General features: G+C 54.8%; 21 protein-coding genes. 7 read left to right on the plus strand and 14 right to left on the minus strand.

Annotation, left to right across the window (positions count from 1 at the left end; genetic code table 11):
* Positions 1-44 precede the first annotated feature (44 nt).
* The 3 genes from gntT to gntX all read right to left on the minus strand — a co-directional run bounded on the left by gntT (position 45) and on the right by gntX (position 3,061).
* Positions 45-1,361, minus strand: coding sequence for a gluconate transporter (gene gntT, locus VSR74_RS17565; RefSeq protein WP_149464137.1), 1,317 nt, complete (start codon positions 1,359-1,361; stop codon positions 45-47).
* 394 nt (positions 1,362-1,755) lie between these two features.
* Positions 1,756-2,331 (minus strand): Fe-S biogenesis protein NfuA, encoded by a 576-nt coding sequence (gene nfuA, locus VSR74_RS17570; RefSeq protein WP_015962666.1) that lies wholly within the window; start codon positions 2,329-2,331, stop codon positions 1,756-1,758.
* A gap of 58 nt (positions 2,332-2,389) precedes the next feature.
* Positions 2,390-3,061 (minus strand): DNA utilization protein GntX, encoded by a 672-nt coding sequence (gene gntX, locus VSR74_RS17575; RefSeq protein WP_347795905.1) that lies wholly within the window; start codon positions 3,059-3,061, stop codon positions 2,390-2,392.
* A gap of 37 nt (positions 3,062-3,098) precedes the next feature.
* Here gntX and bioH point away from each other — a divergent pair, with 37 nt between their 5' ends.
* Complete coding sequence (bioH, locus tag VSR74_RS17580) at positions 3,099-3,872, plus strand: pimeloyl-ACP methyl ester esterase BioH (protein ID WP_347795906.1); 774 nt, start codon at positions 3,099-3,101, stop codon at positions 3,870-3,872.
* 120 nt (positions 3,873-3,992) lie between these two features.
* On the plus strand, positions 3,993-4,262 hold the full coding sequence (locus tag VSR74_RS17585; RefSeq protein ID WP_347795907.1) for a YdgH/BhsA/McbA-like domain containing protein: 270 nt from the start codon (positions 3,993-3,995) through the stop codon (positions 4,260-4,262).
* Positions 4,263-4,297: 35 nt separating this feature from the next.
* On the opposite strand, the gene feoC is transcribed toward VSR74_RS17585, so the two are convergent.
* The 5 genes from feoC to greB form a co-directional block, all read right to left on the minus strand.
* Positions 4,298-4,534 (minus strand): [Fe-S]-dependent transcriptional repressor FeoC, encoded by a 237-nt coding sequence (feoC, locus tag VSR74_RS17590; protein WP_347795908.1) that lies wholly within the window; start codon positions 4,532-4,534, stop codon positions 4,298-4,300.
* A 10-nt stretch (positions 4,535-4,544) separates the two neighbouring features.
* Positions 4,545-6,860 (minus strand): Fe(2+) transporter permease subunit FeoB, encoded by a 2,316-nt coding sequence (gene feoB / locus VSR74_RS17595; protein WP_347795909.1) that lies wholly within the window; start codon positions 6,858-6,860, stop codon positions 4,545-4,547.
* 30 nt (positions 6,861-6,890) lie between these two features.
* A complete protein-coding gene (feoA, locus tag VSR74_RS17600) occupies positions 6,891-7,118 on the minus strand; it encodes a ferrous iron transporter A (protein ID WP_347795910.1) in 228 nt (75 codons plus the stop codon).
* A 380-nt stretch (positions 7,119-7,498) separates the two neighbouring features.
* Complete coding sequence (locus VSR74_RS17605) at positions 7,499-9,832, minus strand: Tex family protein (RefSeq protein ID WP_347795911.1); 2,334 nt, start codon at positions 9,830-9,832, stop codon at positions 7,499-7,501.
* 103 nt (positions 9,833-9,935) lie between these two features.
* Positions 9,936-10,409, minus strand: coding sequence for a transcription elongation factor GreB (gene greB, locus VSR74_RS17610; RefSeq protein ID WP_015962674.1), 474 nt, complete (start codon positions 10,407-10,409; stop codon positions 9,936-9,938).
* Between the two features lie 215 nt (positions 10,410-10,624).
* Between greB and ompR the strand changes: the two genes are divergently transcribed.
* Genes ompR through VSR74_RS17625 form a run of 3 tightly spaced genes read left to right on the plus strand, consistent with a single transcriptional unit; the run spans position 10,625 to position 13,187 of the window.
* Positions 10,625-11,344: an osmolarity response regulator transcription factor OmpR gene (gene ompR / locus VSR74_RS17615; protein ID WP_001157751.1), complete on the plus strand. Its 720-nt coding sequence runs from the start codon at positions 10,625-10,627 to the stop codon at positions 11,342-11,344.
* On the plus strand, positions 11,341-12,693 hold the full coding sequence (envZ, locus tag VSR74_RS17620) for a two-component system sensor histidine kinase EnvZ (RefSeq protein ID WP_347795912.1): 1,353 nt from the start codon (positions 11,341-11,343) through the stop codon (positions 12,691-12,693). Before ompR ends, envZ begins: the two co-directional genes overlap by 4 nt.
* A gap of 17 nt (positions 12,694-12,710) precedes the next feature.
* Positions 12,711-13,187, plus strand: a complete 477-nt coding sequence (locus VSR74_RS17625; RefSeq protein ID WP_347795913.1) for a hypothetical protein — start codon at positions 12,711-12,713, stop codon at positions 13,185-13,187.
* A gap of 11 nt (positions 13,188-13,198) precedes the next feature.
* On the opposite strand, the gene pckA is transcribed toward VSR74_RS17625, so the two are convergent.
* Complete coding sequence (gene pckA / locus VSR74_RS17630; protein ID WP_347795914.1) at positions 13,199-14,815, minus strand: phosphoenolpyruvate carboxykinase (ATP); 1,617 nt, start codon at positions 14,813-14,815, stop codon at positions 13,199-13,201.
* Positions 14,816-15,193: 378 nt separating this feature from the next.
* On the opposite strand from pckA, the gene VSR74_RS17635 reads away from it, so the two are divergent.
* Positions 15,194-16,921: a DUF4153 domain-containing protein gene (locus VSR74_RS17635; protein ID WP_347795915.1), complete on the plus strand. Its 1,728-nt coding sequence runs from the start codon at positions 15,194-15,196 to the stop codon at positions 16,919-16,921.
* A gap of 51 nt (positions 16,922-16,972) precedes the next feature.
* Here the strand turns inward: VSR74_RS17635 and hslO are convergent, their stop codons facing one another.
* From hslO to VSR74_RS17655, 4 genes are all read right to left on the minus strand, one after another.
* Positions 16,973-17,851, minus strand: a complete 879-nt coding sequence (gene hslO / locus VSR74_RS17640) for an Hsp33 family molecular chaperone HslO (RefSeq protein WP_347795916.1) — start codon at positions 17,849-17,851, stop codon at positions 16,973-16,975.
* 23 nt (positions 17,852-17,874) lie between these two features.
* Positions 17,875-18,276, minus strand: coding sequence for a ribosome-associated heat shock protein Hsp15 (hslR, locus tag VSR74_RS17645; protein ID WP_347795917.1), 402 nt, complete (start codon positions 18,274-18,276; stop codon positions 17,875-17,877).
* Positions 18,277-18,286: 10 nt separating this feature from the next.
* Positions 18,287-18,955, minus strand: a complete 669-nt coding sequence (gene yrfG, locus VSR74_RS17650) for a GMP/IMP nucleotidase (protein ID WP_347795918.1) — start codon at positions 18,953-18,955, stop codon at positions 18,287-18,289.
* Between the two features lie 73 nt (positions 18,956-19,028).
* Complete coding sequence (locus tag VSR74_RS17655) at positions 19,029-21,176, minus strand: intracellular growth attenuator family protein (RefSeq protein ID WP_347795919.1); 2,148 nt, start codon at positions 21,174-21,176, stop codon at positions 19,029-19,031.
* 305 nt (positions 21,177-21,481) lie between these two features.
* Between VSR74_RS17655 and nudE the strand changes: the two genes are divergently transcribed.
* Complete coding sequence (nudE, locus tag VSR74_RS17660) at positions 21,482-22,042, plus strand: ADP compounds hydrolase NudE (protein ID WP_347795920.1); 561 nt, start codon at positions 21,482-21,484, stop codon at positions 22,040-22,042.
* A 108-nt stretch (positions 22,043-22,150) separates the two neighbouring features.
* Here nudE and mrcA read toward each other — a convergent pair whose 3' ends face one another.
* Complete coding sequence (mrcA, locus tag VSR74_RS17665) at positions 22,151-24,703, minus strand: peptidoglycan glycosyltransferase/peptidoglycan DD-transpeptidase MrcA (RefSeq protein ID WP_347795921.1); 2,553 nt, start codon at positions 24,701-24,703, stop codon at positions 22,151-22,153.
* Positions 24,704-24,732 lie beyond the last annotated feature (29 nt).

A 24,732-nucleotide genomic window follows, 5' to 3' on the forward strand; every position in this document is an offset into this window, starting at 1 on the left:
CTCTCCCTGCGGGAGAGGGTTAGGGTGAGGGGCAAAACCTCACATCAAACAACCATTCCCAGCAGCAGACAACCAACCAGACCACACACGGAGATGATGGTTTCCAGCATCGACCAGGACTTGATGGTCTCGCCGATAGTCAGGTTGAAGTACTCCTTGAACAGCCAGAAGCCCGGATCGTTCACGTGAGAGAAGATAACGCTACCGGAACCAACTGCGATAACCATCAACTCCGGGCTGACGCCCGTGGTGGCAATCAACGGGGCGGCGATACCACCGGCAGTGATGGCTGCAACGGTCGCTGAACCCAGTGCGATACGCAGCACGGCGGCGATAGACCAGGCCATCAGCAGCGGAGAAACATTGGAACCGTGCATCATAGAGGCGATGTATTTATCCACGCCGCTATCAACCAGAACCTGTTTGAATGCACCGCCACCGCCGATGATCAACAGCATCATGGCGATAATTTTGATGGAAGAGGTCAGGGTATCGTTCACCTGGTCCATGTTACGCCCGCGGTTCAGACCGAAGGTGAATACAGCAATCAGAACTGCAATCAACGTAGCCATTACCGGGTCGCCGAAAAATTCCGCATACGGCAGTACCGCATGGCCTTTTGGCAGCACCATTTCAGCAATCGCGCGCAGAGCCATCAGGATAACCGGCACCAGAGCCGTCCAAACGCTCACGCCGAAAGAAGGCATCTCTTCTTCGGTGAAGGTTTTCGGGTTATGCAGACCTTCCGGAATCGGCTTGTCGATGCTTTTCAGGCAGCGCGCGTAAACCGGGCCTGCCAGAATCACGGTCGGGATAGCCAGCAGCGTACCGTACAGCAGGGTTTTACCCATATCTGCGTGGAAGATGGTGGCAATCGCGGTCGGGCCCGGGTGCGGCGGCAGGAAGCCATGGGTTACGGACAGCGCGGCGGCCATCGGCACACCGATATACAACAGCGGAATACGTGCGGAAGCGGCGATGGTGAAGACCAGCGGCAGCAACAGAACGAAACCAACTTCATAGAACAGGGCAAAACCGACGGTAAAACCGGTCAGAACCACTGCCCACTGAATGTTTTTGCGACCGAACTTTTCGATAAGCGTGGTGGCGATACGCTGAGCACCGCCGCAGTCTGCCAGCAGTTTTCCGAGCATTGCGCCGAAGCCCATAATCAGCGCGAGGCTGCCCAGGGTTCCACCCACACCGTTTTTGATGGAGACGATGACCTTGTCGAGCGGCATACCCTGCATCAACCCGACGGCGAGGGCCACCAGGATAAGGGCAATAAAGCCGTTCATTTTAAAACGGATCATCAGCAGTAATAACAGGATAACCCCGATAGCTACTATGACTAATGGCATGATGCACCTGGCCTTAAATTTATATGGGTAACGTCATTGTTTCAGTGACAACGTCCAGTCATCCCTGGAGAGGGTGGACACACTTCATTGCGTCGGAATCTCACTTTTGCCCTGCTAAAGGATAGCTGGCTATGGATTTGCGTGACGACGCTATGGGGCGGATGATACGGGTAACATGCAGAGGTGAGAATTACCCAGGCAGCATAAATGTAAAAATTGAGACGAATGTCATACTATTTGCTGGGTTTTTGCAAAGATGTGTATAGGGAATTGCGAGCAATGTTGCACGGTAACATTGCGCAGGTGGATTGGTGCAGATGAAGTATTTTCCCGGTAAGGGCGAAATGCAGGCCCGGTAAGCGGAGCGCTACCGGGCAAAAGAGCAGGGTAAAACTTAGTAGTAGGAGTGTTCGCCGCGCTGGTGTTCGGTCAGGTCGCGAACGCCTTTCAGTTCCGGAAATTCTGCCAGCAGTTGCTTTTCAATCCCTTCTTTCAGCGTCACGTCTACCATCGAGCAACCGTTACAGCCGCCGCCGAATTGCAGGATGGCATAACCTTCATCGGTGATTTCCATCAGCGTGACTCGACCGCCGTGCCCCGCCAGTTGTGGGTTCACCTGCGCCTGAATCATATATTCCACGCGTTCCATCAGCGGAGCGTCGTCAGACACTTTACGCATTTTGGCGTTAGGGGCTTTCAGGGTGAGCTGAGAACCCAACTGATCGGTAACAAAATCGATTTCCGCATCTTCCAGATACGGAGCGCTCAGCTCATCGACATAGGCGGTGAGTTGTTCAAATTTCAGGGCAGTGTCACTTGCTTCCACCGCATCCGGCGGGCAATAAGAAACGCCACATTCTGCGTTTGGCGTGCCAGGGTTGATAACAAATACGCGGATTTGTGTACCTTCTTCCTGATTTACCAGCAGTTTGGCAAAGTGCGCTTGTGCAGCATCGGAAATACGGATCATAGCTTTGGCCTAATAGTTGACTACTTTAGTTGGTTATAATACGCCCATCAGAGGGGGTCTACAAGGTGCGACACAGGCACCATACCTGAACGCTCGCCGCGCCGTTTCGCAAAAGCAGGCGGGAAATTTCAGCGACAGTGCTGCCTGTGGTGACGACATCATCCACAATCACTATATGGAGCCCTTTTACCGGTAATTCAAGCCGGAAGGCATTTTTCAGGTTACGAGCGCGCAACCTTGCGCTGAGTTGATGTTGGGTGGCGGTTTTTCGCACGCGCTTGATGGCATCCGGATGCCAGGTGCAACCGAGCCAGCCCGCCAGTGCCCGACACAGCAGGTCGCTTTGATTAAATCCCCGTCGCCAGTGGCGTCGCTGCCAGAGCGGCACGCTCACGAAGCTATCTGGCCGCGGGAGCCCTGACTGGCGGGCCTTTAATAGCAACAACCGCGCCAGTACTGGCGCAAGCTCCGCCTTGCCGTTGAATTTAAACTGATGAATCAAGCCGCTGAGCGGCGGCGTATAATCGTTGACGGCGATAAGCCTGTTCCAGGGCGGCGATTTGCGCAGACAGCGCCCGCAAACCAACGCGCCTCCCGCAGCCGGAAGCCCGCACTGAGGGCAGCGCGGCTGAGTCGTGAATAACGTCCGCGAGCAGCGGGAGCAGATGCCCCAATGGGGTATCGCCAGCGGCATTTGACATAGCCAGCATAAGCTGTGGACTGTTAGCATATTGCACCTCGAAAGCTGGATCTGGGAACAATAACTGATGAACAACGTTTGGTGGCAAACCAAAGGTGAAGGAGATCGTCATCTTGTGCTGCTGCACGGATGGGGGCTGAACGCGCAGGTGTGGGATTGCATAACGCCGGAACTGAGCGCGCATTTCACGCTGCATCTTGTCGACCTGCCAGGCTTTGGCCGCAGTCGTGATTTCGGCGCGATGTCGCTGGAAGAGATGGCGGAGCGGGTTCTCGTACAGGCACCCGAAAGGGCGGTTTGGCTGGGCTGGAGCCTGGGCGGGCTGGTGGCGAGCCAGATAGCCCTGACGCACCCGCAGCGTGTCCAGGCGCTGGTGAGCGTCGCGTCATCGCCGTGTTTCTGTGCACAGGACGACTGGGCAGGTATCAAGCCGGAGATTCTGGCCGGTTTCCAGCAACAGCTTAGCGAAGATTTTCAGCGTACCGTTGAGCGCTTCCTCGCACTGCAAACGCTGGGTACTGAGAGCGCAAGGCAGGATGCGCGTGCGCTGAAGAGTGCGGTTTTAGCGTTGCCGATGCCAACGGTCGATGCGCTGAATGGTGGGCTGGAGATCCTGAAAACCGCTGATTTACGTCAGGCGCTGACCTTGCTGGACAAACCTTTCCTGCGTCTTTATGGCCGACTGGATGGCCTGGTGCCGCGCAAGATAGTGCCCCAACTCGATGCCCTGTGGCCGCAGAGTGAATCATATATTTTTGCCAAAGCCGCTCATGCGCCGTTTATTTCTCATCCGGCTGAATTTTGTCAGGTAATTTGCGAGTTTGTGGACGCCAAAATTTAATTTTGCGTCCACATGGCAAAAGTTTCAAAGCGGAATAATACTTATCCTGCCGGTACGCTTAGTTCGTTGATAGCCGTTGCGTACTGCATATAAAACAAAAACTTATATAGGGATAATGCTATGAAACTCGTTACAAGTATTGCTGCGACTCTGGTTATGGGTGCACTCTCTTTTGGCGCGCTGGCGGCGCAAGAGATTCAGAAAGAGGATGTCGCGAAGATGAATCTGACTAAGGTCGGTGAAATTACCACCTCGCGCACCACTTCGCCGATGGATGCGAAGCGTGACTTGTCGAAAAAAGCGGATGAGCTGGGCGGGAAGTACTATGTGATTATCGCCGGTTCAAAGAATGAGAAAACCGTTCACGGTAATGCGGACGTGTATAAATAATTAAAAAAGCGGGCCTTCGGGCCCGCTTTTGCGTTTTAACAGAGAACCCACCATTCGCTCAGGCAGGCTCGCCCTTCAGGGCATTGCTTACAACTTCCCGAAAGACACCCATCGGCGTTTTCCTGAACCCGACGCGCTTTTCCCATTGCTTCCAGGCGTTCCAGCATGGCATCGATCATCGGTTGCGGCGTGTGTAACTGCGCGCTGAGCTGCGATGCGCCCATGCGTCCCTGCAGTGCCAGCAAATCGCGAACCTCAATTAACGATGCCATGGCTATCTCCTTAGTGACAACTGCTGCCGGAAGTGCCGTTGGCGTGTACGGTTTTGCGCGTCGCCAGCAGATTCACATCCACGCGGCTGCGCGCCCGGCGCAGCGCGCCAATGACAATCACGTTGAACAGGATCACCGCCAGAATGCACACCAGGCTGTACTGCGGATGTTGTTTAAAACTGGTGGCCTGATAGAACAGCGTCGAGAGCGAGTAGGCGATGTTCAGCCCCCACAGCACCGAGAAGCCCATCCAGCCGCGGCTGGATTCGCGGGCAATTGCGCCCATCACCGAAATGCACGGAATGTAGAGCAGAACGAAAATCAGGTAGCTGTAGGCCGCCGCCGCGCTGCCGAATTTACTGCTCATCACGCCCATTGCGCCCGTCGCCATTTCTCCGTCGCCTTTACTGGCTTCGATTGGGTTCGCCAGCACGCTCAGGCTGAAGGTGTCTTTCAGGCTCTGCCAGGTTTCATCGGCTGCGCCCAGAAGCTCATCGGTCAGGCTAAAGGTGGCCGGGTCGAAATCTTCTTGCTGGATATTTTCAGCGGTGTAGAGCGTGTTCAGCGTACCGACCACCACTTCTTTCGCCATCGCCCCGGTGAACAGGCCAACCGCTGCCTGCCAGTTGTCTTCATGCACACCAATCGGTTTCAACAGCGGCGTTAACTGACGGCTCACTGACGCAAGGGCGGAGTCGTTGATGTTATCGACCGCCTGGCCGCTCAGCGAGAAGCTGTTCAGGGCGCTCAGGAAAATACTGACAATCACGATGACTTTACCGGCACGAACCACAAAGCCTTTCAGGCGCTGCCAGGTCTGGATAAACAGGCTCTTCAGATGCGGGATGTGATAAACCGGCAGCTCCATCACGAACGGTGACGCTTCACCGCGCATGATAGTGTATTTCAGCATCAGACCGGTCAGGATCGCCATCACGATCCCCAGCACGTAAAGCGAGAACACCGCCAGCGCGCCCTGCTGACCAAAGAAGGCCGCCGCGAAGACGGCGAAGATTGCCAGACGTGCGCCGCAGGACATAAACGGCGCCATCATGATGGTCATCAGACGTTCACGTGGGGCATCCAGCGTGCGTGCGCCCATCACGGAAGGCACGTTACAGCCGAAGCCAACAATCAGCGGCACAAAGGATTTGCCCGGCAGCCCCAGTGATTGCATCAAACGATCCATGACAAATGCCGCACGCGCCATGTAGCCGGAGTCCTCAAGGAAGGAGAGGAACAGATACATCATGCCGATTTGTGGCACTAACGGCAGCACGGTATTGATCCCGCCGCCAATCCCCTGGGCGAGGAAAATTGTCAGCCATTCCGGGAAGTGCAGCGTTGCGCCAATCCACTGGATACCGTGAATAAAGATAGCGACGGAGCCGCCATCGAAAATAGGTTGTAACGCGCCGCCTATGTTAATCGCCAGCAGGAACATCAGGTACATCACAAACAGGAAAATCGGCAATCCCAGTACGCGATTGAGCACGATTTTATCCACGGCAGCGGTAAAGCGGCTTGGCTCGGCGGTCAGCGTATTGCTCACACTGTCGCAAATTGCGGAGATGCTCTGGTAGCGCGCATCAGCGATATGTAGCGCCGGGTCATCCAGTTCGTCACTTAGATTCGCGAATGCGATATCCAGCTTATCCGCCGCTTCACCCGCATAGGCGCGGCTGTAGATATCGCCTTCCAGCATCTGCATGCCGAGCCAGTGGCGCTGTTTTACCGGGATAGCTTCCGGCATTGCGCGCGCCAGATTTTCAGCTTCGCGCAACAGCGGGGCGGCGTAGTGCACCAGTTCAATTTCATCGTTGCTTTGATAGCGGTCAACCGCCAGCTTCAGGGCGTCGATCCCGCGGCCACGCGTGGATACCAGCGGAACCACCGGGCAACCCAGACGCGCGGAGAGGGCGTCGATATCAATGCGGATTTGCTGTTTCTCAGCGATATCCAGCATGTTGAGCGCCACGATGCAGGGGATGCCAAGCTCCAGCAGTTGCAGCGTCAGGTAGAGGTTGCGCTCAAGGTTGGAGGCATCGACGACGTTAATCAGCAGGTCAGCGTCGCCGCTCAAAATATAGTGGCAGGCGATTTGCTCATCGAGCGAGGTTTGCGAGGAGATAGTGGTCAGGGAGTAAGTCCCTGGCAGGTCGACCAGCGTCACGCTGTGATCGGTGGTTGAAAACGACCCTTCTTTACGCTCGACCGTCACCCCAGACCAGTTACCTACGCGCTGACGCGCACCGGTTAATTGATTGAATAATGTTGTCTTGCCGGAATTAGGATTACCAATTAAGCCAATGGTTAGTTTTTTCATTTTTGTGAACTCTATAACAGCTAAATCGGATTAACGAGAAACGGATTCAAGATCCAGAAATTCCAAATCTTTTTTGCGTAGGACTAAACTGACTCGACGCGTTTCAATATGAATGGGATCGCCTAATGGCGCGACACGCACAACCTGGAAAGAGGAGCCGGGCAACATGCCGAGCGACAGCAGTTTCTGACGCCATGCCGGGCTGATGTCACGGGAGAAGCCAGTGATTTTCCATGCACTATCAGGAGTAAATTGCATAGGGCCTACTTATATCATCGCGAGTCACTGTCGCGCGGGTTCAACAGAAACGAACGGAAAGGCGCGCGAACATGAGAGAGGTTAATTAATCTACAATACGATGATAATGAGAATAGTTTGTATCTTCAATAGATAAAATGTGACCGAATGTTCTTTCTGAGAATAAAGTGGCGCAAAGTTGATTTGGCGCAAAACAATTCGGGTAAACCGGATGTTTGTTTATTTCGTTGAATGTTAATGCGGTGATAATAATGCTAAATATAAAAACGTTTAATATATTTCCGAAATAAAAAGCCCGATGGCGAAATCGGGCTTACAGACGTTTATATTTTGTAGGCCGGGTAAGCGTCAGCGCCACCCGGCAAAACAAACCGCACGATTTAGCGTTTTTTCCCCATCGCCGCCGCCAGTGCATCCATCATTGCGCTGTTGCCCGCCGGTTGCGCATCACGACCACGCGGTTTAGCCGCTTTCGCTGCCGGGCGATTGCCCTGGCTGCGTTCATTGCTGTTACCGCCGCGACGGGCGTTCGTTTCACCCGGCTGCTCGTCCAGACGCATGGTCAGCGCGATACGTTTACGTGGCAGGTCTACTTCCAGCACCTTCACTTTCACGATATCCCCGGCTTTCACTACGGTGTGCGGGTCTTCCACAAACTTATCCGCCAGTGAAGAGATGTGGACGAGACCATCCTGATGGACGCCGATATCCACAAACGCACCGAAGTTGGTGACGTTGGTGACTGCGCCTTCCAGAATCATTCCTGGTAGCAGGTCGTTCATGGTTTCGACGCCATCGGCGAATTTCGCGGTTTTAAACTCAGGGCGCGGGTCACGACCCGGCTTTTCCAGCTCTTTGATGATATCGCTGACCGTCGGTACGCCAAAACGCTCGTCGGTAAACTCAGAGGCCTTCAGGTTACGCAGCTCGCTGCTGTTGCCCATCAGATCTTTCAGCGCCTGCTGCGTGGCCGCCAGAATACGCTCAACCACCGGGTAGGCTTCCGGGTGCACCGTAGAGGCGTCCAGTGGGTTATCGCCGTGGTTGATACGCAGGAAGCCTGCGCACTGTTCAAAGGCTTTCGGCCCCAGGCGGCTCACTTTCAGCAACTGCTGGCGGTTCTGGAACTGACCGTTCTCATCACGCCAACTGACAATATTCTGCGCCATCATGCGCGTCAGGCCTGCTACGCGGGTCAGCAGCGGTACGGAAGCGGTATTGAGGTCAACGCCGACGGCGTTTACGCAGTCTTCCACTACCGCATCCAGCTTACGCGCCAGCGAGGTCTGGCTGACGTCATGCTGATACTGGCCGACGCCGATGGATTTCGGATCGATTTTCACCAGTTCTGCTAAAGGATCCTGAAGGCGGCGGGCGATAGATACTGCGCCGCGCAGGGAGACGTCGAGATCCGGGAACTCCAGCGCCGCCAGTTCGGAGGCCGAGTAAACGGATGCGCCCGCTTCGCTGACGATCACTTTCTGCGCCGTCACTTTCGGGAACTGTTTTTGCACATCGAGGAAGAAGCGTTCTGTCTCGCGGGAGGCGGTGCCGTTACCGATCGCGACCAGTTCAACGTTGTGCTTCTCGCACAGCGCCGCCACCGCAACGGCTGCTTTCGCCGCCTGCCCGGTATGCGGGTAGATGGTGTCGGTGGCGACCAGTTTCCCGGTACCATCGACCACAGCGACTTTCACGCCGGTACGCAGGCCAGGATCGAGGCCCATTGTTGCGCGCAGGCCCGCAGGCGCGGCCATCAGCAGGTCGTGCAGGTTACGGGCGAAGACGTTAATTGCTTCGTCTTCCGCGCGTTCACGCACGGTGCCCATCAGTTCGGTTTCCAGATGCATCAGCACCTTAATGCGCCATGTCCAGCTTACGACACCTTTGCGCCAGCTATCCGCCGGGGCGTTGTTCAGGCGCAAGTCGAGGTGGTTCATAATAATCTGTTCGCCGTGGCTCTCTTTCGGCGGCTCGTCGAACTGCGGGTCGGCATTTAAAGAGAGTTGCAGAACACCTTCGTTGCGGCCGCGGAACATTGCCAGCGCGCGGTGGGACGGCACGGTAGAAATCGGTTCGTGATGGTCGAAGTAGTCGCGGAACTTCGCACCTTCTTCCTCTTTGCCTGCCACCACGGTCGCCACGATGTGGGCGTTTTTCCACAAATAGTCACGCACTTTCGCCAGCAGGGCGGCGTCTTCGGCAAAACGCTCCATCAGAATGTAGCGAGCGCCATCCAGCGCGGCTTTGGTGTCGGCCACGCCTTTGTCGGCGTCGATAAATTTGGCCGCTTCCGTTTCCGGGTCATGTGACGGTTCGTTCCACAGCAGCTCAGCCAGCGGCTCGAGCCCGGCTTCAATGGCGATTTGCCCGCGCGTGCGACGTTTTTGTTTATACGGAAGATAGAGGTCTTCCAGTTCGGTTTTGCTCAGCGTGCCGTTGATGGCTTTTTCCAGCGACTCAGTCAGTTTCCCTTGCTCGCTGATAGACTTGAGGATGGTCTGGCGACGATCTTCCAGTTCACGCAGATAGCCCAGTCGGGACTCCAGATTACGCAACTGCGTGTCATCCAGACCGCCGGTGACTTCCTTACGATAACGTGCAATAAACGGCACGGTATTCCCATCATCAAGCAGGCGAACGGCGGCTTCCACCTGTTCTGCGCGTGCCTGAAGTTCACCCGCAATAATGCGGCAGAGCGAATCATTCATCATGGTGTTGTCATCTGTTGGGTCGAAAAAATCAGGGGATAGTTATACGGACTGACCGGCAAAAATGCCAGTCACCGCCGTATTCTCTCGGATAGTTCCAGGTGTGTTACTTCACATATTCGATCTCATTGATGTACCAACTCGCTTCACCGGCGGGCGTTTGCACCACCGCCAGGTCTCCGACCTCTTTTTTTAGCAGGCCGCGCGCCATCGGTGAATCAATAGAGATGTAATCGTTACGACCAAAAATTTCATCGTAGCCGACAATACGAAAGCGCTTCACATCGCCGTCGTCGTTTTCAATTTCCACCCATGCGCCAAAGAAAACTTTTCCTTCCTGCTGCGGTGAATAATCGACAATCTTCAGATTTTCCAGACATTTGGTGAGATAACGCACGCGGCGGTCGATTTCACGCAGGCGCTTTTTGTTGTACTGGTAATCGGCGTTTTCACTGCGATCGCCCAGGCTTGCTGCCCAGGTCACTTTTTTGGTGACTTCCGGGCGTTCCTCGCGCCAGAGGTAATCCATCTCTTTCTTCAGTTTTTCATACCCTTCACGGGTAATTAAAGGCGTTTTCATCCGCGTTTCCTGCCTTCTGCTGGCCTGTTGGAAAGCACAAAAGAGTCCAACAGGATGAATAAGTTGTCTTATGATTAGATGTATACTTAAGCCGCTGTTAAATATGCTTTGTAACAATTTAGCTCGGAATTTATACCAGATTTAGCTGGTGAGCGGCTTACGCTTTTTTGAGAATACACACTGATTATTGTTGCGAACCTTTGGGAGTAAAAACAATGCAAGAGAATTATAAGATTCTGGTGGTCGATGACGACATGCGCCTGCGTGCGCTGCTTGAACGTTATCTGACCGAGCAGGGTTTCCAGGTTCGAAGTGTCGCCAACGCCGAACAGATGGATCGCCTGTTAACTCGTGAATCCTTCCATCTTATGGTACTGGATTTAATGCTCCCGGGCGAAGACGGTTTGTCTATCTGCCGCCGTCTGCGCAGTCAAAGCAACCCGATGCCAATCATCATGGTGACGGCGAAGGGCGAAGAAGTCGACCGTATTGTCGGCCTGGAAATCGGCGCTGACGATTATATTCCGAAGCCATTCAACCCGCGTGAACTGTTGGCCCGAATCCGTGCGGTGCTGCGTCGTCAGGCGAACGAACTGCCGGGCGCGCCATCCCAGGAAGAGGCGGTAATCGCCTTCGGTAAGTTCAAGCTGAACCTTGGTACGCGTGAAATGTTCCGTGAAGATGAACCAATGCCACTCACCAGTGGGGAATTTGCCGTTCTGAAAGCGCTGGTCAGCCACCCGCGTGAGCCGCTCTCCCGCGATAAACTGATGAACCTGGCGCGCGGGCGCGAGTACTCCGCAATGGAGCGTTCCATCGACGTACAAATTTCCCGTCTGCGCCGCATGGTGGAAGAAGATCCGGCTCATCCGCGCTACATCCAGACCGTTTGGGGCCTGGGTTACGTCTTTGTCCCGGACGGTTCTAAGGCATGAGGCGACTGCGCTTCTCGCCGCGAAGTTCGTTTGCCCGCACGTTGTTGTTGATTGTCACCCTGCTGTTCGTCAGCCTGGTGACAACCTACCTGGTGGTGCTGAACTTCGCGATCCTGCCGAGCCTCCAGCAGTTTAATAAGGTTCTGGCCTACGAAGTGCGTATGCTGATGACCGATAAACTGGAACTGGAGGACGGAACGCAGTTGGTGGTGCCGCCTGCGTTCCGTCGCGAAATCTATCGCGAACTTGGTATTTCGCTCTATTCCGATGAAGCTGCGGAAGAGGCGGGGCTACGTTGGGCGCAACACTATGAATTTTTAAGCCATCAGATGGCGACTCAGCTTGGCGGCCCGACGGAAGTGCGCGTCGAGGTTAACAAAAGCTCGCCGGTCGTCTGGTTGAAAACCTGGTTGTCTCCCAACATTTGGGTTCGCGTTCCTCTTACCGAAATCCATCAGGGTGACTTCTCACCGCTGTTCCGTTACACCCTGGCGATTATGCTGCTGGCGATAGGCGGAGCCTGGCTGTTTATCCGTATACAGAACCGCCCCCTTGTTGACCTGGAACATGCCGCGCTACAGGTGGGTAAAGGGATGATCCCGCCGCCGTTGCGTGAATATGGCGCATCAGAAGTGCGTTCAGTGACGCGCGCCTTTAACCATATGGCCGCTGGTGTGAAGCAGCTTGCTGATGATCGAACTCTGCTGATGGCGGGCGTCAGCCACGACCTGCGCACGCCGCTCACCCGTATTCGTCTGGCGACGGAAATGATGGGCGAGCAGGATGGCTATCTGGCGGAGTCTATCAATAAAGATATTGAAGAGTGCAACGCCATCATCGAGCAGTTCATCGACTACCTGCGCACCGGGCAAGAGATGCCGATGGAAATGGCCGATCTGAACGCCGTGCTGGGCGAAGTGATTGCTGCCGAAAGTGGCTATGAGCGTGAAATTGAAACCGACCTGAAAGCCGGGGAAATTCTTCTGCGCATGCACCCGCTTTCCATCAAACGCGCGCTGGCCAATATGGTGGTGAATGCCGCCCGCTACGGCAATGGCTGGATCAAAGTCAGCAGCGGTAGCGAGCTCAACCGCGCCTGGTTCCAGGTGGAAGACAACGGCCCGGGAATCAAGCCTGAGCAACGTAAACACCTGTTCCAGCCGTTTGTGCGCGGCGACAGCGCCCGCAGTACCAGCGGCACAGGGCTTGGGCTGGCAATTGTACAGCGTATTATCGACAACCATAATGGCTTGCTGGAAATTGACGCCAGCGAGCGTGGCGGGTTGCTGATCCGCGCCTGGTTGCCGGTGCCAGTTGCTCATGTTCAGGGGCCTGTGAAAGAGAGTTGATAGATTTGGATGACATCATGCGATCGGACGCCCTTGCCGATCGCATGCTTGCCGCTGGGCGACCTGACGCTTACCTCGACCTTTTCGATCAACTGGTGCTGGATGCCGCGATCCACCGTCTGCTAAACGCGCCTGCATCGACGCCTGGGCGCGAACTTCTCCATCAGTTGTTGCTTTCCCCTGTACACCGTTGCCATCAGCAGGTTGTCCGTCGCCTGCGGCAGTTGGCCCATCCGGACAGCGTTGTCTGTGTGGAACAGGTGCTGAAGAACGGTTTTGATTATCTCGCCTATACGGGACTCACATCCGCTGAGATCGCGACATGGTTTAGCCGTCTGTTGTGGGCGATTGGTACACCGCGGGCATTTGCGCTGATACGTGTCCAGGCTTGCTCTGCGGATGAAGGGATTCGTACTGAGATGACGCGCTGGTTAAAACGCATTGCGGCGTCAGAGACGCCGCAAGAGAAGGGGGACGCCGTTATCGGTGGATAACGGCGTAAGGTTTACAATTTCGGGCCCGCACTCACCAGTGCAGCACCTGCCGGAGTATCGGTATATTTCTCGAAGTTCTCGATAAACAGTTTCGCCAGCGCGGTGGCTTTTTCCTGCCACTGTTCCGGGGAACCATAGGTGTTACGCGGATCGAGAATGTGAGTATCTACACCCGGCAGTTCGGTTGGGATCTGCAAATCGAACATCGGCAGGGTGAAGGTTTCTGCGTTATCCAGCGAACCGTTCAGGATGGCATCGATAATGGCGCGGGTATCTTTGATAGAGATACGTTTGCCGGTGCCGTTCCAGCCGGTGTTGACCAGATAGGCCTGCGCGCCCGAATCCTTCATACGTTTTACCAGCACTTCCGCATACTGCGTTGGGTGCAGCGACAGGAAGGCCGCGCCGAAGCAGGAGGAGAAGGTTGGAGTCGGTTCGTTGACGCCGCGCTCGGTACCCGCCAGTTTGGCGGTGAAGCCAGACAGGAAGTGATACTGGGTTTGATCGGCGGTCAGACGAGAAACCGGAGGTAGTACGCCAAAGGCATCCGCCGTCAGGAAGATAACCTTGGTGGCGTGGCCCGCTTTGGAAACTGGCTTAACGATGTTATCGATGTGATAAATCGGGTAAGAGACGCGGGTGTTTTCGGTTTTCGAGTTGTCGTCGAAATCGATGGTGCCGTCGGCGCGTACCACCACGTTTTCCAGCAGCGCATCGCGGCGGATCGCGTTGTAAATTTCCGGCTCCGCCTCTTTGGATAACTTGATGGTTTTCGCGTAGCAACCGCCTTCGAAGTTGAAGACGCCGTCGTCATCCCAACCGTGCTCGTCATCGCCAATCAGGCGACGCTTCGGATCGGTGGACAGCGTGGTTTTACCGGTGCCGGAAAGACCAAAGAAGACCGCTACATCACCTTTCTCGCCCACGTTCGCCGAGCAGTGCATGGACGCGATGCCTTTCAGCGGCAGCAGGTAGTTCATGATCGAGAACATCCCTTTTTTCATCTCGCCGCCGTACCAGGTACCGCCAATCAACTGAATGCGCTCGGTCAGGTTAAAGGCAATGAAGTTCTCAGAGTTCAGACCCTGCTCTTTCCACTGCGGGTTAGTGCATTTTGCGCCGTTCATTACGATAAAGTCTGGCTTAAAGGTTGCCAGTTCTTCCTCGGTCGGGCGAATAAACATGTTTTTGACGAAGTGCGCCTGCCAGGCCACCTCGGTGATGAAGCGCACGGAAAGACGGGTGTCTTCGTTCGCGCCACAGAAAGCGTCGATAATAAACAGACGCTTGCCGGAAAGTTGTTTTGAAACGAGTCCTTTCAGGTGCTGCCAGGTTTCCTGAGAGAGCGGCTTGTTGTCGTTCTTTCCTTTGCCTTTATCAGACCACCAAACGGTATCGCGGGTTGTGTCGTCACGAACGATGTACTTATCTTTCGGGGAACGGCCGGTAAAGATACCGGTGTCGACGTTGATAGCACCGAGATTAGTCAGGACGCCACGCTCGTAACCTTCCAGGTCAGGAGCCAGTTCTTCCTGATACAGGGTGTCGTAATCCGGATTGTAGACAATCTCCTGTGCGTCGTTGATACCATAAGCCTTGAGATCCTGCGGAGTTAAACCATTGCGCATTTCACTGCTCCTTAGCCAATTGTATTGCTACAAATTCTATGGGTATTTTAGGGGTGTTGACCGCGACCAGGCTCATAGATTTACGTATCCCGACAAAACGTCTACTTACGAATTCATTGTGACTCCTGTCACGAAGCGGCACCGATTATGGCAGGAAAAAGGCCGGAATTGGGGTAAATGTTCTTAATTGGTTAAAAAATAGTTTAAAATACGATGTTTATGTGAATGTAATCGCATTTCTGAAAGAAAATTACGTAACTCTTTCATGTAAAAAATCGATTCACCACGCTGAGCAATTTTCCGAATCTCCACATAGCATGAGCCAGTGACCAGACCTGATGCGATAATCAGGTTCTCTCCCATTTTGTGGATACCGACATGGATAACGTTGAACTCTCTCGCGCCACGCGCTGGGGAATGATCGCCACCGGGCTGACACAGGGGCTGCTGTGCTACCTGTTAATTACCTGGCTTGCGCCGAAAAATAGCGGATGGTTGTTTTATGGGCTACCCGCGACGATTGCGCTTTCCTCAACGCTGCTGTTTACGGTTGTGTCATTTAAGCAGGCGCGACTATGGGCCTGGCTGGCGCTAATGTTCCTGGCGGTGCTGGGCATGAGCGGCTGGCTGAAGTGGCAGGCCGCCGGGAGCAGCAGTTGGATACTTTACTCACTGCTGTGGAATTTTGGTTGCGCTCTCCTGATGATGGCAATGCTGTTGCTGCCCTGGATGCAGCAGAACCTTAACCCTCGTCTGGTCACGACGCGCTATACGCGTTTTTATAACCTTGCCTGGCATAACGTACTGACTCTCCTGGTGATATTCATCGCCAATGGCCTGACCTGGCTTGTGCTGTTGTTGTGGAGCGAACTCTTCAGGCTCGTGGGTATCACATTTTTCAAAACACTCTTCTTTGATACCGACTGGTTTATGTATGTGGCGATAGGCGTCATTACGGCGCTGGCGGTCATTCTGGCTCGCACCCAGTCGCGGCTGATTGCCTCCATTCAAAAGCTGCTGACGCTTATTGCCACCGGCCTGTTGCCGCTGGTGTCGCTGTTAACGTTGTTGTTTATCGTCACGCTGCCTTTTACCGGCCTGAGTGCGATTTCCCGCCACGTTTCGGCGGCGGGACTGCTTTCCGTGTTGGCGCTGCTGTTGCTTATGCTGATGGCGGTGGTTCGCGATCCGCAGAAAACATCGCTGCCCTATACTGGCGTACTGCGCTGTTTAATTAAAACGTCGCTGCTGATTGCGCCTGTTTATGTGCTGATTGCCGCATGGGCCTTGTGGCTGCGCGTGAATCAATACGGCTGGACGCCGGAACGCCTGCATGGCGCGCTGGTGGTGGTTGCGCTGTTGGTATGGTCGCTGGGGTATTTCGTCAGTATTGTCCGCAGAAAAGGGCAGAATCCCCTCGTTGTTCAGGGCAAGGTAAATCTTGCCATGTCGCTGCTGGTGCTGGTCATACTGGTGTTGCTCAACTCTCCGGTGCTGGACAGTTGGCGTATTAGCGTGAACAGCCATATGGCGCGTTATCACAGCGGGCAGATCAAGGCAGAGCAGGTGTCGATTTATTTACTCGATCAAAGTGGTCGCGCCGGGCGCGAGGCGCTGGAGTCGCTGAAGAACGATGCGGAGTATATGAAAGATGCGAAGCGCAAGCGGGAATTGCTGAGGATATTAAGCGGAGATCGGGATCTCAAAGAGCAGGTGTCTGCGAAAATTCTGGCGGAGAATGTCGCCATTGCGCCGGGCACGACCCAACCGGATGAAGCCTTTTGGTCTGTCGTGTTTGAAAGGCGCTATGACCTGACATCCTGTATTGAAAAAAATGCCTGCTTACTGGCGAGCCAGGATTTGAATAATGACGGCCAGCCAGAACGCATAATCTTTACCTTCGAAGGTGGTGCGAGCCTGGTTTATGCCTACGATCCTGCAAAAAAAGTCTGGGCTAAAAAAGGTGATCTGAAGTTACCGGTAAGCATGACGAAAGAGCAGGTTATGCGGGCAATCAGTGACGGGAAAACAGGCGTTAAACCAAAATCGTGGCAGGATTTAACGATGGGTAGTGAAACGCTGGAAGTGGATTACCGTGAGTGGTAGATAAAAAAAGCCCGGTAGCGCAGCGCGTCTACCGGGCTTGCAGATGGTAATTTAATGCACCTGCGGGTCTGCCGGAGACGCGTTATTACGAATCTCGGCGATATCCATTGCGTTAAAGACGTAGTGACTGCCGCAGTAATCGCAGTGCATGTCGATTTCGCCTTCATCGGCCAGGATGCTATCGATCTCTTCATCCGGCAGCGTTTTCAGCGCACCAGCGCAACGTTCACGGGAGCAGGTGCATTTGAACTCCACGTCCTGCGGGTCGTAAATCGTCACTTCTTCTTCGTGATACAGACGCCACAGCACATCGTTCGCTGGCAGGGTGAACAGCTCTTCGCCTTTGATGGTCTCGGTCAGCGCCGCCAGGTGATCGAAATCATCACGCTGTGCGTCCTGCGCTGGCATCACCTGCAACAGCATACCGCCCGCCGCAGGCTTACCGTTCGCTTCGCCAGTGCGGATAAACAGACGCGTCGGCAACTGCTCAGAGCGCTGGAAGTAATCTTCCAGGCATGCCGCCAGCGTATCGCCTTCCAGACCCACCACGCCCTGATAGCGCTCACCCTCTTCCGGGGTGATGGTGATTACCAGATAACCGTTGCCGATCAGGGTTTTCAGGTCAGCATCTGCCGGTACATCGCCCTGAACGCGAGCCACGCCGCGCAACTGCTGCTGGTTATTGCCGTTGATGACTGCCAGCGTCATCGGGCCGTCACCCTGCAATTGAACGGTAATATCGCCGGCGAACTTCAGCGTTGCGGTCAGCAGGCTGGTGGCGACCAACAGCTCGGCCAGCACGTTTTTCACCGGCTGCGGATAGTCGTGGTTCGCGAGGATCTGTTCGAGGGTATCTGATACAGTGACCAGTTCGCCACGGACGGCATAGTTTTCAAACAGATAGCGATGTAATTGATCGTGTTGAGTCATAATTTTCTCTCTTGAGGCAACAGTCACTCACTGTCGCCATATTTAAATCTCATCAGGTCGCGGCGCTCTTTTTTATCCGGGCGTCGATCCGGATGCGGCATCGTCAGCGCGTTGAGTTTACGTGCCAGCGCGACTTTCTCGCGCTTCTCAATGCTTTCCGCTGTCTCTTCATAAAGCAGCATGGCTTCGCTTGCCGGACGGCGCTGTTCGGTAATGTTTTTCACTACCACTACGCGTTCATCGTTGCCCTGACGTAAGGTTATCTGCGCGTTCAGTTCGACTATCTTGCTGGGCTTGCTGCGCTGCCCGTTATAGTGAACCTTGCCGCCGTCAACCATCTCCCTCGCCAGCGCCCGGGTTTTATAGAAACGCGCGGCCCATAGCCATTTATCCAGCCGAACGCCCGCTGCGGATTTCTCTTTCATGGTCGCTCCTTCACGTGAGTGAGGGGATCAGACGACGGTAATCATTCAGGGCGGGATGACGCAAATAGCTTTTTTCCGCCAGACCGGAGTCCGGGTTGGTGACGCCTAAACAGTAGCGAATACCAAATGTCGCCGCTGCGTCCAGAATCGCTTCGCTATCGTCGATAAACAGCGTGCGCTCCGCTTTCAGCCCCGTATGTTCCGCTACCGCCTGCCACAACCGCTGATCCTCTTTCGGATAACCAAATGTGTGGGTGGAAAGTAATAAATCAAGGTGTGCATCAAGACCGGTATGCGAAAGCTTGACGGAAAGGTTGTGTGGATGGGCGTTAGTCAGCAGGATGCGTCGCTTACCACTCGCCTGTAAGGCGTTGAGAAACGGCACGGTATCTTCACGCAGCACGGCGCGTGATCCCTGCTCGCTGGTCATCGCACGAATATCCAAACCCAGCCGATCGCTCCAGTAATCAAGACAGTACCAGTTTAGCGTATGTTGCACATCGTGGTACTCCTGGCGCAGAGCATCGCGCGCCTGCTGTGGCGAAAGGCCTTTCAGGGTGCCGTAAGTTTCAGGAACCAGCGTTTGCCAGAAGTAGTTGTCGAATGCGAGGTCGAGCAGCGTACCGTCCATATCCAGCAGAACCGTGTCGACGTCCTGCCAGGCGATATCAAAGTGCATGGTGAGCCTCCAGCGAAAGAAATGCGCGACAGGTTAGCATAACCTGTCGCGCTCTGCTTAATGCCAGATTTGGTTACTCGTGCGGCAGATCCCGCTCGTAATCTTCAGGACTGGAGAGCAGAACAGGATTGGTGCAGCTTTCGTAATATTTCTGTATTTCGATCAACCGCTCGCGATGACGCTGATAACGGCGCAGGGCCTGAACGCCGTTATAGACGGCGCAGATAATCATCGCAATCATCAGCAGGGTGGTTGCCAGATAGCGCCACAGGCCACTGCTGTCCGGCATGCGATGCAGGTTAATGTGCTGTGTGCCATTGGCGTCGGTATAGATATTGGTGACGATGCCTTCTGCATGGAATGGCGTGTGCATTAGCATCCCAGCCAGGCGCTGAAACTCGTTCCATTGCTGGTGGGCAGGATAATCGTAGAGGGTCATCGTCGGATAAGGCTGGGTGACTAAATCACTGCCTTCATCGCTGGTGACCAGAAAGCCGCCGGGAGCCGGGCTGTTAAGCGCCTGCGCGGCGCGGGCGGTCTCACGCAAAATAAACGGCGCTGTAGAGGTATCAACCAGATTATCCAGCGATTCGGCACTTACCGGGCGTAGCAGGACGTTCACGCCATCCAGCCGACCGGAATTAGCTCGCTTCACCAGCGTCTCCCAGTCGCGCGTGTTGCCCAGGTTGACCAGCGCATTTTTCAGACGCGAGCACTCATCGGCGGCTGAACAGAGATCTTTGGTTTTCAGCACGATCTCGGCAAAGTCATCCAGCAGCACCATGCCGGATTTCTGAATAGCAGAACGCAGCGCCGGGCTTACACGCGAGTTATCCTCAGGCGTCGGATGCAACTGACGGTTAACCGCCTGAACCAGCGCCATCGCTTTGGTTACGATATCTGATTCCGGTAGCGGCAGGCGTGGCGCATTGTTCCAGATGATTTGTGAACAATCGAACGGCAGAAAAGGAGAGCTCTGCTGCGCAGTCCAGGTGCCAGGCGAATGAATATTACACATCCCGGTTCCCTGAAGTTGTAGCGTATCGCCCACGCGAACACCCGCTTTTTCGAGCTGATCGACGGTCGTCGCTTCAATTACCTGCGCGCCTTTCAGCCAGGAGAGGGTGAACTTAAAGGGCATGTTAAGCGGTACGCTCATCCACAGCATCACGACAACCAGCAGTGCGCCACCGGCGATGACGGCGCTGCGTAACCAGTGCTGAAGCGGGAAATTTTTAACTTCGTCGTGCAGCGACAAAAAACGTCCCTGGCGCACAACATGCCGGTCAAGATAGATATCGATATCGGTTTGCTGGCCCAGATCCTGCGCGATGAACGGTTGCCAGTGACGTGGGTAGATTAAGTCGATAATCCCCAGTGAGATGTTGTTAATGTGCTCCTGGTCGTTTTCGCCAAATAATCCCCAGCGCTTAGGCGTCCCGCGCAAGCAGTGGATCTCGCGCAGCGCGGTTTTGGTTGGCGGCGCAAATAACCCCCACATTCCGGCGAGCAGCAGCAGCACCGCACCGCCCAGCAGCCAGGGCGTAAAGACGGCAGGTAGCACCAGACTACAATAGAAAAAGAGAAATGCGCCGACAATCAGCAGCGCCTCACGCAACCCATCCGGGCGGCTGAGTGCGTACTCCTCATGGGTTTCCTGGCGAATATTGAGCAGTTCAATCTGCTCGCTCTCTTCTCCACGAATGGAGGCCTGTGTTGAGGTTGGGGACTCCAGCGCCTTACGTTGGCCTTCAAGCGTGTACTCTTTCAGCGTGTAGCCGTTGAGCGCAATCACCAGCGGAATGTCATCGGTGACGATAAGCTCAATGCTGTTTTCGTCATTGATGTGTTGCTCCCAGAAAGGCGGTAAATGGACTTCGATGGAATCCAGGAAGTAGCGCCATTTGTTGGGGTCGTCGGTGGTGATGCCGTAGCGGGTAATGGCGCGGGTTAGCGCAAAAACGGTATTGCTTTGGGCATTCAGGGAGAGCAGCGTCGGCGCAATAGTTGAACCCGATGCCGGGAGTTGCTGGCTCTGGTTGAGATCTTCGAGATAGTTCTCTATGCCGCGACGTTCTTCGTCGGTCAGTTTACGAGTGGTTGCGCCAGGAAACGCATGGAGCCAGGGTAAGCGGCGTCGCTTTGCTCGCATGCGCAATAACCAGACCGCCAACAGTGCACAGACCAGCAACGCAGCGGTAAAGAGAGTCAAGGTGCCCATGCTATTGCCATTATCCTTATTCTTACAGGTCGCTTCATTCGCCTTTTTTATTATTAACTCTTAATGCGAATGACCCAAGTCTTAAAAGATTTGTTGCACACTATCGTAACTCGTGAGGATAACAAACCCCTGATGTCGGTAATATCAGCAAATTCTCAAATTTGTTTCAATTTCTTGACTTTTTTGTGCAAATGGGGATGGATAAAAACAATAGTTACGAAAATGTAAATAACGGTCTTTTTAAATTGCCGGAATGCAGCGGCTGGCCCACAATGACAGCAGTTATCACAGCAAAGAACGGTCAAATGAGTAAACCATTACAAAAACCCACGATTCTCCATGTTGAAACGGTCGCTCGCTCCCGTTTGTTTAATGTTGAAAGCGTGGATCTGGAGTTTAGTAACGGAGTACGTCGCGTATATGAGCGCATGAAACCGTCGACGCGCGAAGCCGTCATGATTGTGCCGGTGGTCGACGATCACTTAATCCTCATCCGCGAATACGCCGTTGGTACAGAATCCTACGAGCTGGGTTTCTCAAAAGGGTTGATCGATCCCGGCGAATCCGTTTTTGAAGCGGCTAACCGTGAACTGAAAGAAGAAGTGGGGTTCGGAGCGAACAATCTGACCTTCCTGAAGCAGCTCAGCATGGCGCCGTCTTACTTCTCCAGCAAGATGAATATTGTGGTGGCGGAAGATCTTTATCCTGAATCGCTGGAAGGGGATGAACCCGAGCCGCTGCCGCAGGTGCGCTGGCCGATTGCCAATATGATGGAGCTGCTCGAAGAGCCGGACTTCAGCGAAGCCCGTAATGTGAGTGCGCTGTTTCTGGTGCGGGAGTGGTTGAAGGGGCAGGGCAGGCTTTAAAGAAAGTTGCCGTTTTGCCGGGTGGCTTCGCTTACCCGGCTTGCTTGTTTGCTCGTTCGGTTCCCTCTCCCAGTGGGAGAGGGTGAGAGTGGGGAGGCAAAACCCCACTCAGAACAATTCCTGCGTTTCCCCGTTATCGATAATCTCCGTGCCCACCTCGCGAATCGACTGATGCGTTGGCTGAGTCCCTTCGATAAAGTACTCGGCACGGCTGTTGCCGCCGCTGGCCAACTGGCCGGTGCTGCGGTCGATATTGATAGTGACGATACCCGGCGGCGGTGTTAACGGCTGTTCCGGCACTCCGGCCAGAATGGCTTTCATAAACGCGTCCCACGCGGGTTGCGCACTCTTGGCTCCCCCCTCGTAACCGGAAATCTGATCTTTAATGACACCTGACGCCGAGGTTCTTCCCAGGTCGCGGCGGTGATCGTCAAAGCCAATCCACACAGAGGTGACAGCGCCCGGGCCATAGCCTGAGAACCATGCATCTTTCGAACTGTTAGTCGTCCCGGTTTTCCCACCGATATCATGACGTTGCAGGTCACGACCTGCGCGCCAGCCGGTGCCCTGCCAGCCCGGTTCGCCGAAGACGTTAGTATTCAGCGCGCTCTTAATCAGGAACGCCAGCGGGGTGTTGATCACATGCGGGGCGTACTCCTGCGCGCCTGTTTGGGCAACCAGAGACTGATTAGCCTGCTCAAGCTGCGGCATGGGGACGCTGGCATTCTGCGGTATTTGCGAGGAGGCAACATCTTCGACGTTTTGGTTTTCCAGCACGCCGGATTTCTGCGTTTCGCCGTAAATCACCGGAATATTGCACTCCGGACAAGCGATTTTAGGTTTTGCCTCGAAAATGACGCCGCCCTGATCGTTCTCGATCTTGCTGATAAAGTACGGATCAACCAGGAAGCCGCCGTTTGCCATCACTGCGTAGCCGCGTGCGACCTGTAGTGGCGTGAAGGAAGGCGAACCCAGCGCCAGAGATTCCGTGCGGACGATATTTTCTGCCGGGAAGCCGAAGCGCTGGAGATACTCCGCTGCGTAATCGACCCCCATTGCGCGCATCGCGCGAACCATCACGACGTTTTTCGACTGACCTAAACCCTGACGCAGACGAATTGGCCCTGCGTATTCGTTCGGTGAGTTTTTCGGACGCCAGTCAGAGCCGGCACCAGCATCCCAGCGGGAGATAGGCACATCGTTAAGAATGCTGGCGAGCGTTAAGCCTTTGTCCATCGCCGCCGTATAGAGGAACGGCTTGATGTTGGAGCCCACCTGACGCAGCGCCTGAGTGGCGCGGTTAAATTTGCTCTGGTTGAAATCGAAACCGCCGACCAGCGCAATAATCGCGCCATTCTGCGGGTTAACGGACACCAGCGCCGAGTTGACATCCGGTACCTGTGATAACCACCAGCCTCCGCCAACCTGACGAACCCAAATCTGCTGACCGGCCTGCACCACTTCGCTGACGCGGCGTGGGGTTGGCCCCTGCGCGGTGTCGGAACGGTAAGCGCGCGCCCAGCGAACGCCCTCCATCGTCAATGACACCGTACTGCCATCGGCCAGTTGCGCGGTGGCTTCCGTGGCGCTGGCGGACATGACGACGGCCGGACGCAGCGGCCCGTATGTCGGCAAGGCTTTCAGAGAGTCGGTGATTTTCTTGCTGTCCCACGGCGTCTCGCCCACTTTCCACAACACATTAGACGGGCCGCGATAGCCGTGACGCATGTCGTAATCCATCACGTTGGTGCGAACGGCTAATTGTGCCGCCTGCTGGTTTTTACGTGTGATGGTGGTGTAGACGCGATAGCCATCTTCATACGCCTGCTCGCCGTAGCGCTTCACCATCTCCTGACGCACCATTTCGCTAAGGTACGGGGCAGAGAAGGCGATTTCCGGCGCATGGTAATCCGCATCGATAGCTTCGCCGCGCGCCTGATCGTACTGCGCCTGGCTGATATAGTTTTCACTCAGCATACGCGAAAGCACCACATTACGCCGTGCGGTAGCGCGCGCCATAGAGTAAAGCGGGTTGAAGGTGGACGGGGCTTTTGGCAAACCGGCGATCACCGCCATTTCGCTCAGGCTGAGTTGATCGATAGATTTGCCAAAGTAGACGTGCGCTGCCGCACCCACGCCATAGGCGCGGTAGCCGAGATAAATTTTGTTCAGGTAGAGTTCGAGGATCTCATCTTTGCTCAGCAACTGCTCGATGCGTATCGCCAGGAACACTTCCTTTACTTTACGCATCAGCGTCTTTTCAGGGCTGAGGAAGAAGTTACGCGCCAGTTGCTGGGTGATGGTACTCGCACCCTGCGAGGCATGGCCGGAGAACAGCGCGACGCTGGCGGCACGGAAAATCCCCACCGGGTCAACCCCGTGGTGCTCGTAGAAACGGCTATCTTCCGTGGCGATAAACGCCTTCACCAGTTCAGGTGGCATCTGGCTGAGAGTGACCGGAATACGCCGCTTTTCGCCATATTGGGCGATTAGCTCGCCATCTGCGCTATAAACCTGCATTGGAATTTGCAGACGCACGTCTCTGAGCGTCGCAACATCAGGAAGCTGGGGCTCAATATACTTGTAGAGGCCATAAATCGAGCCTGCTCCCAGCAGAATGCAACAGACTGCAAGGATTAATAAATACTTTACGAACTTCACCGGAGATTTCCCATTTAGTTTCATTTGGG

This window comes from Pseudocitrobacter cyperus (assembly GCF_039889165.1).
GTDB classification, from domain to species: Bacteria; Pseudomonadota; Gammaproteobacteria; order Enterobacterales; family Enterobacteriaceae; genus Pseudocitrobacter; species Pseudocitrobacter cyperus.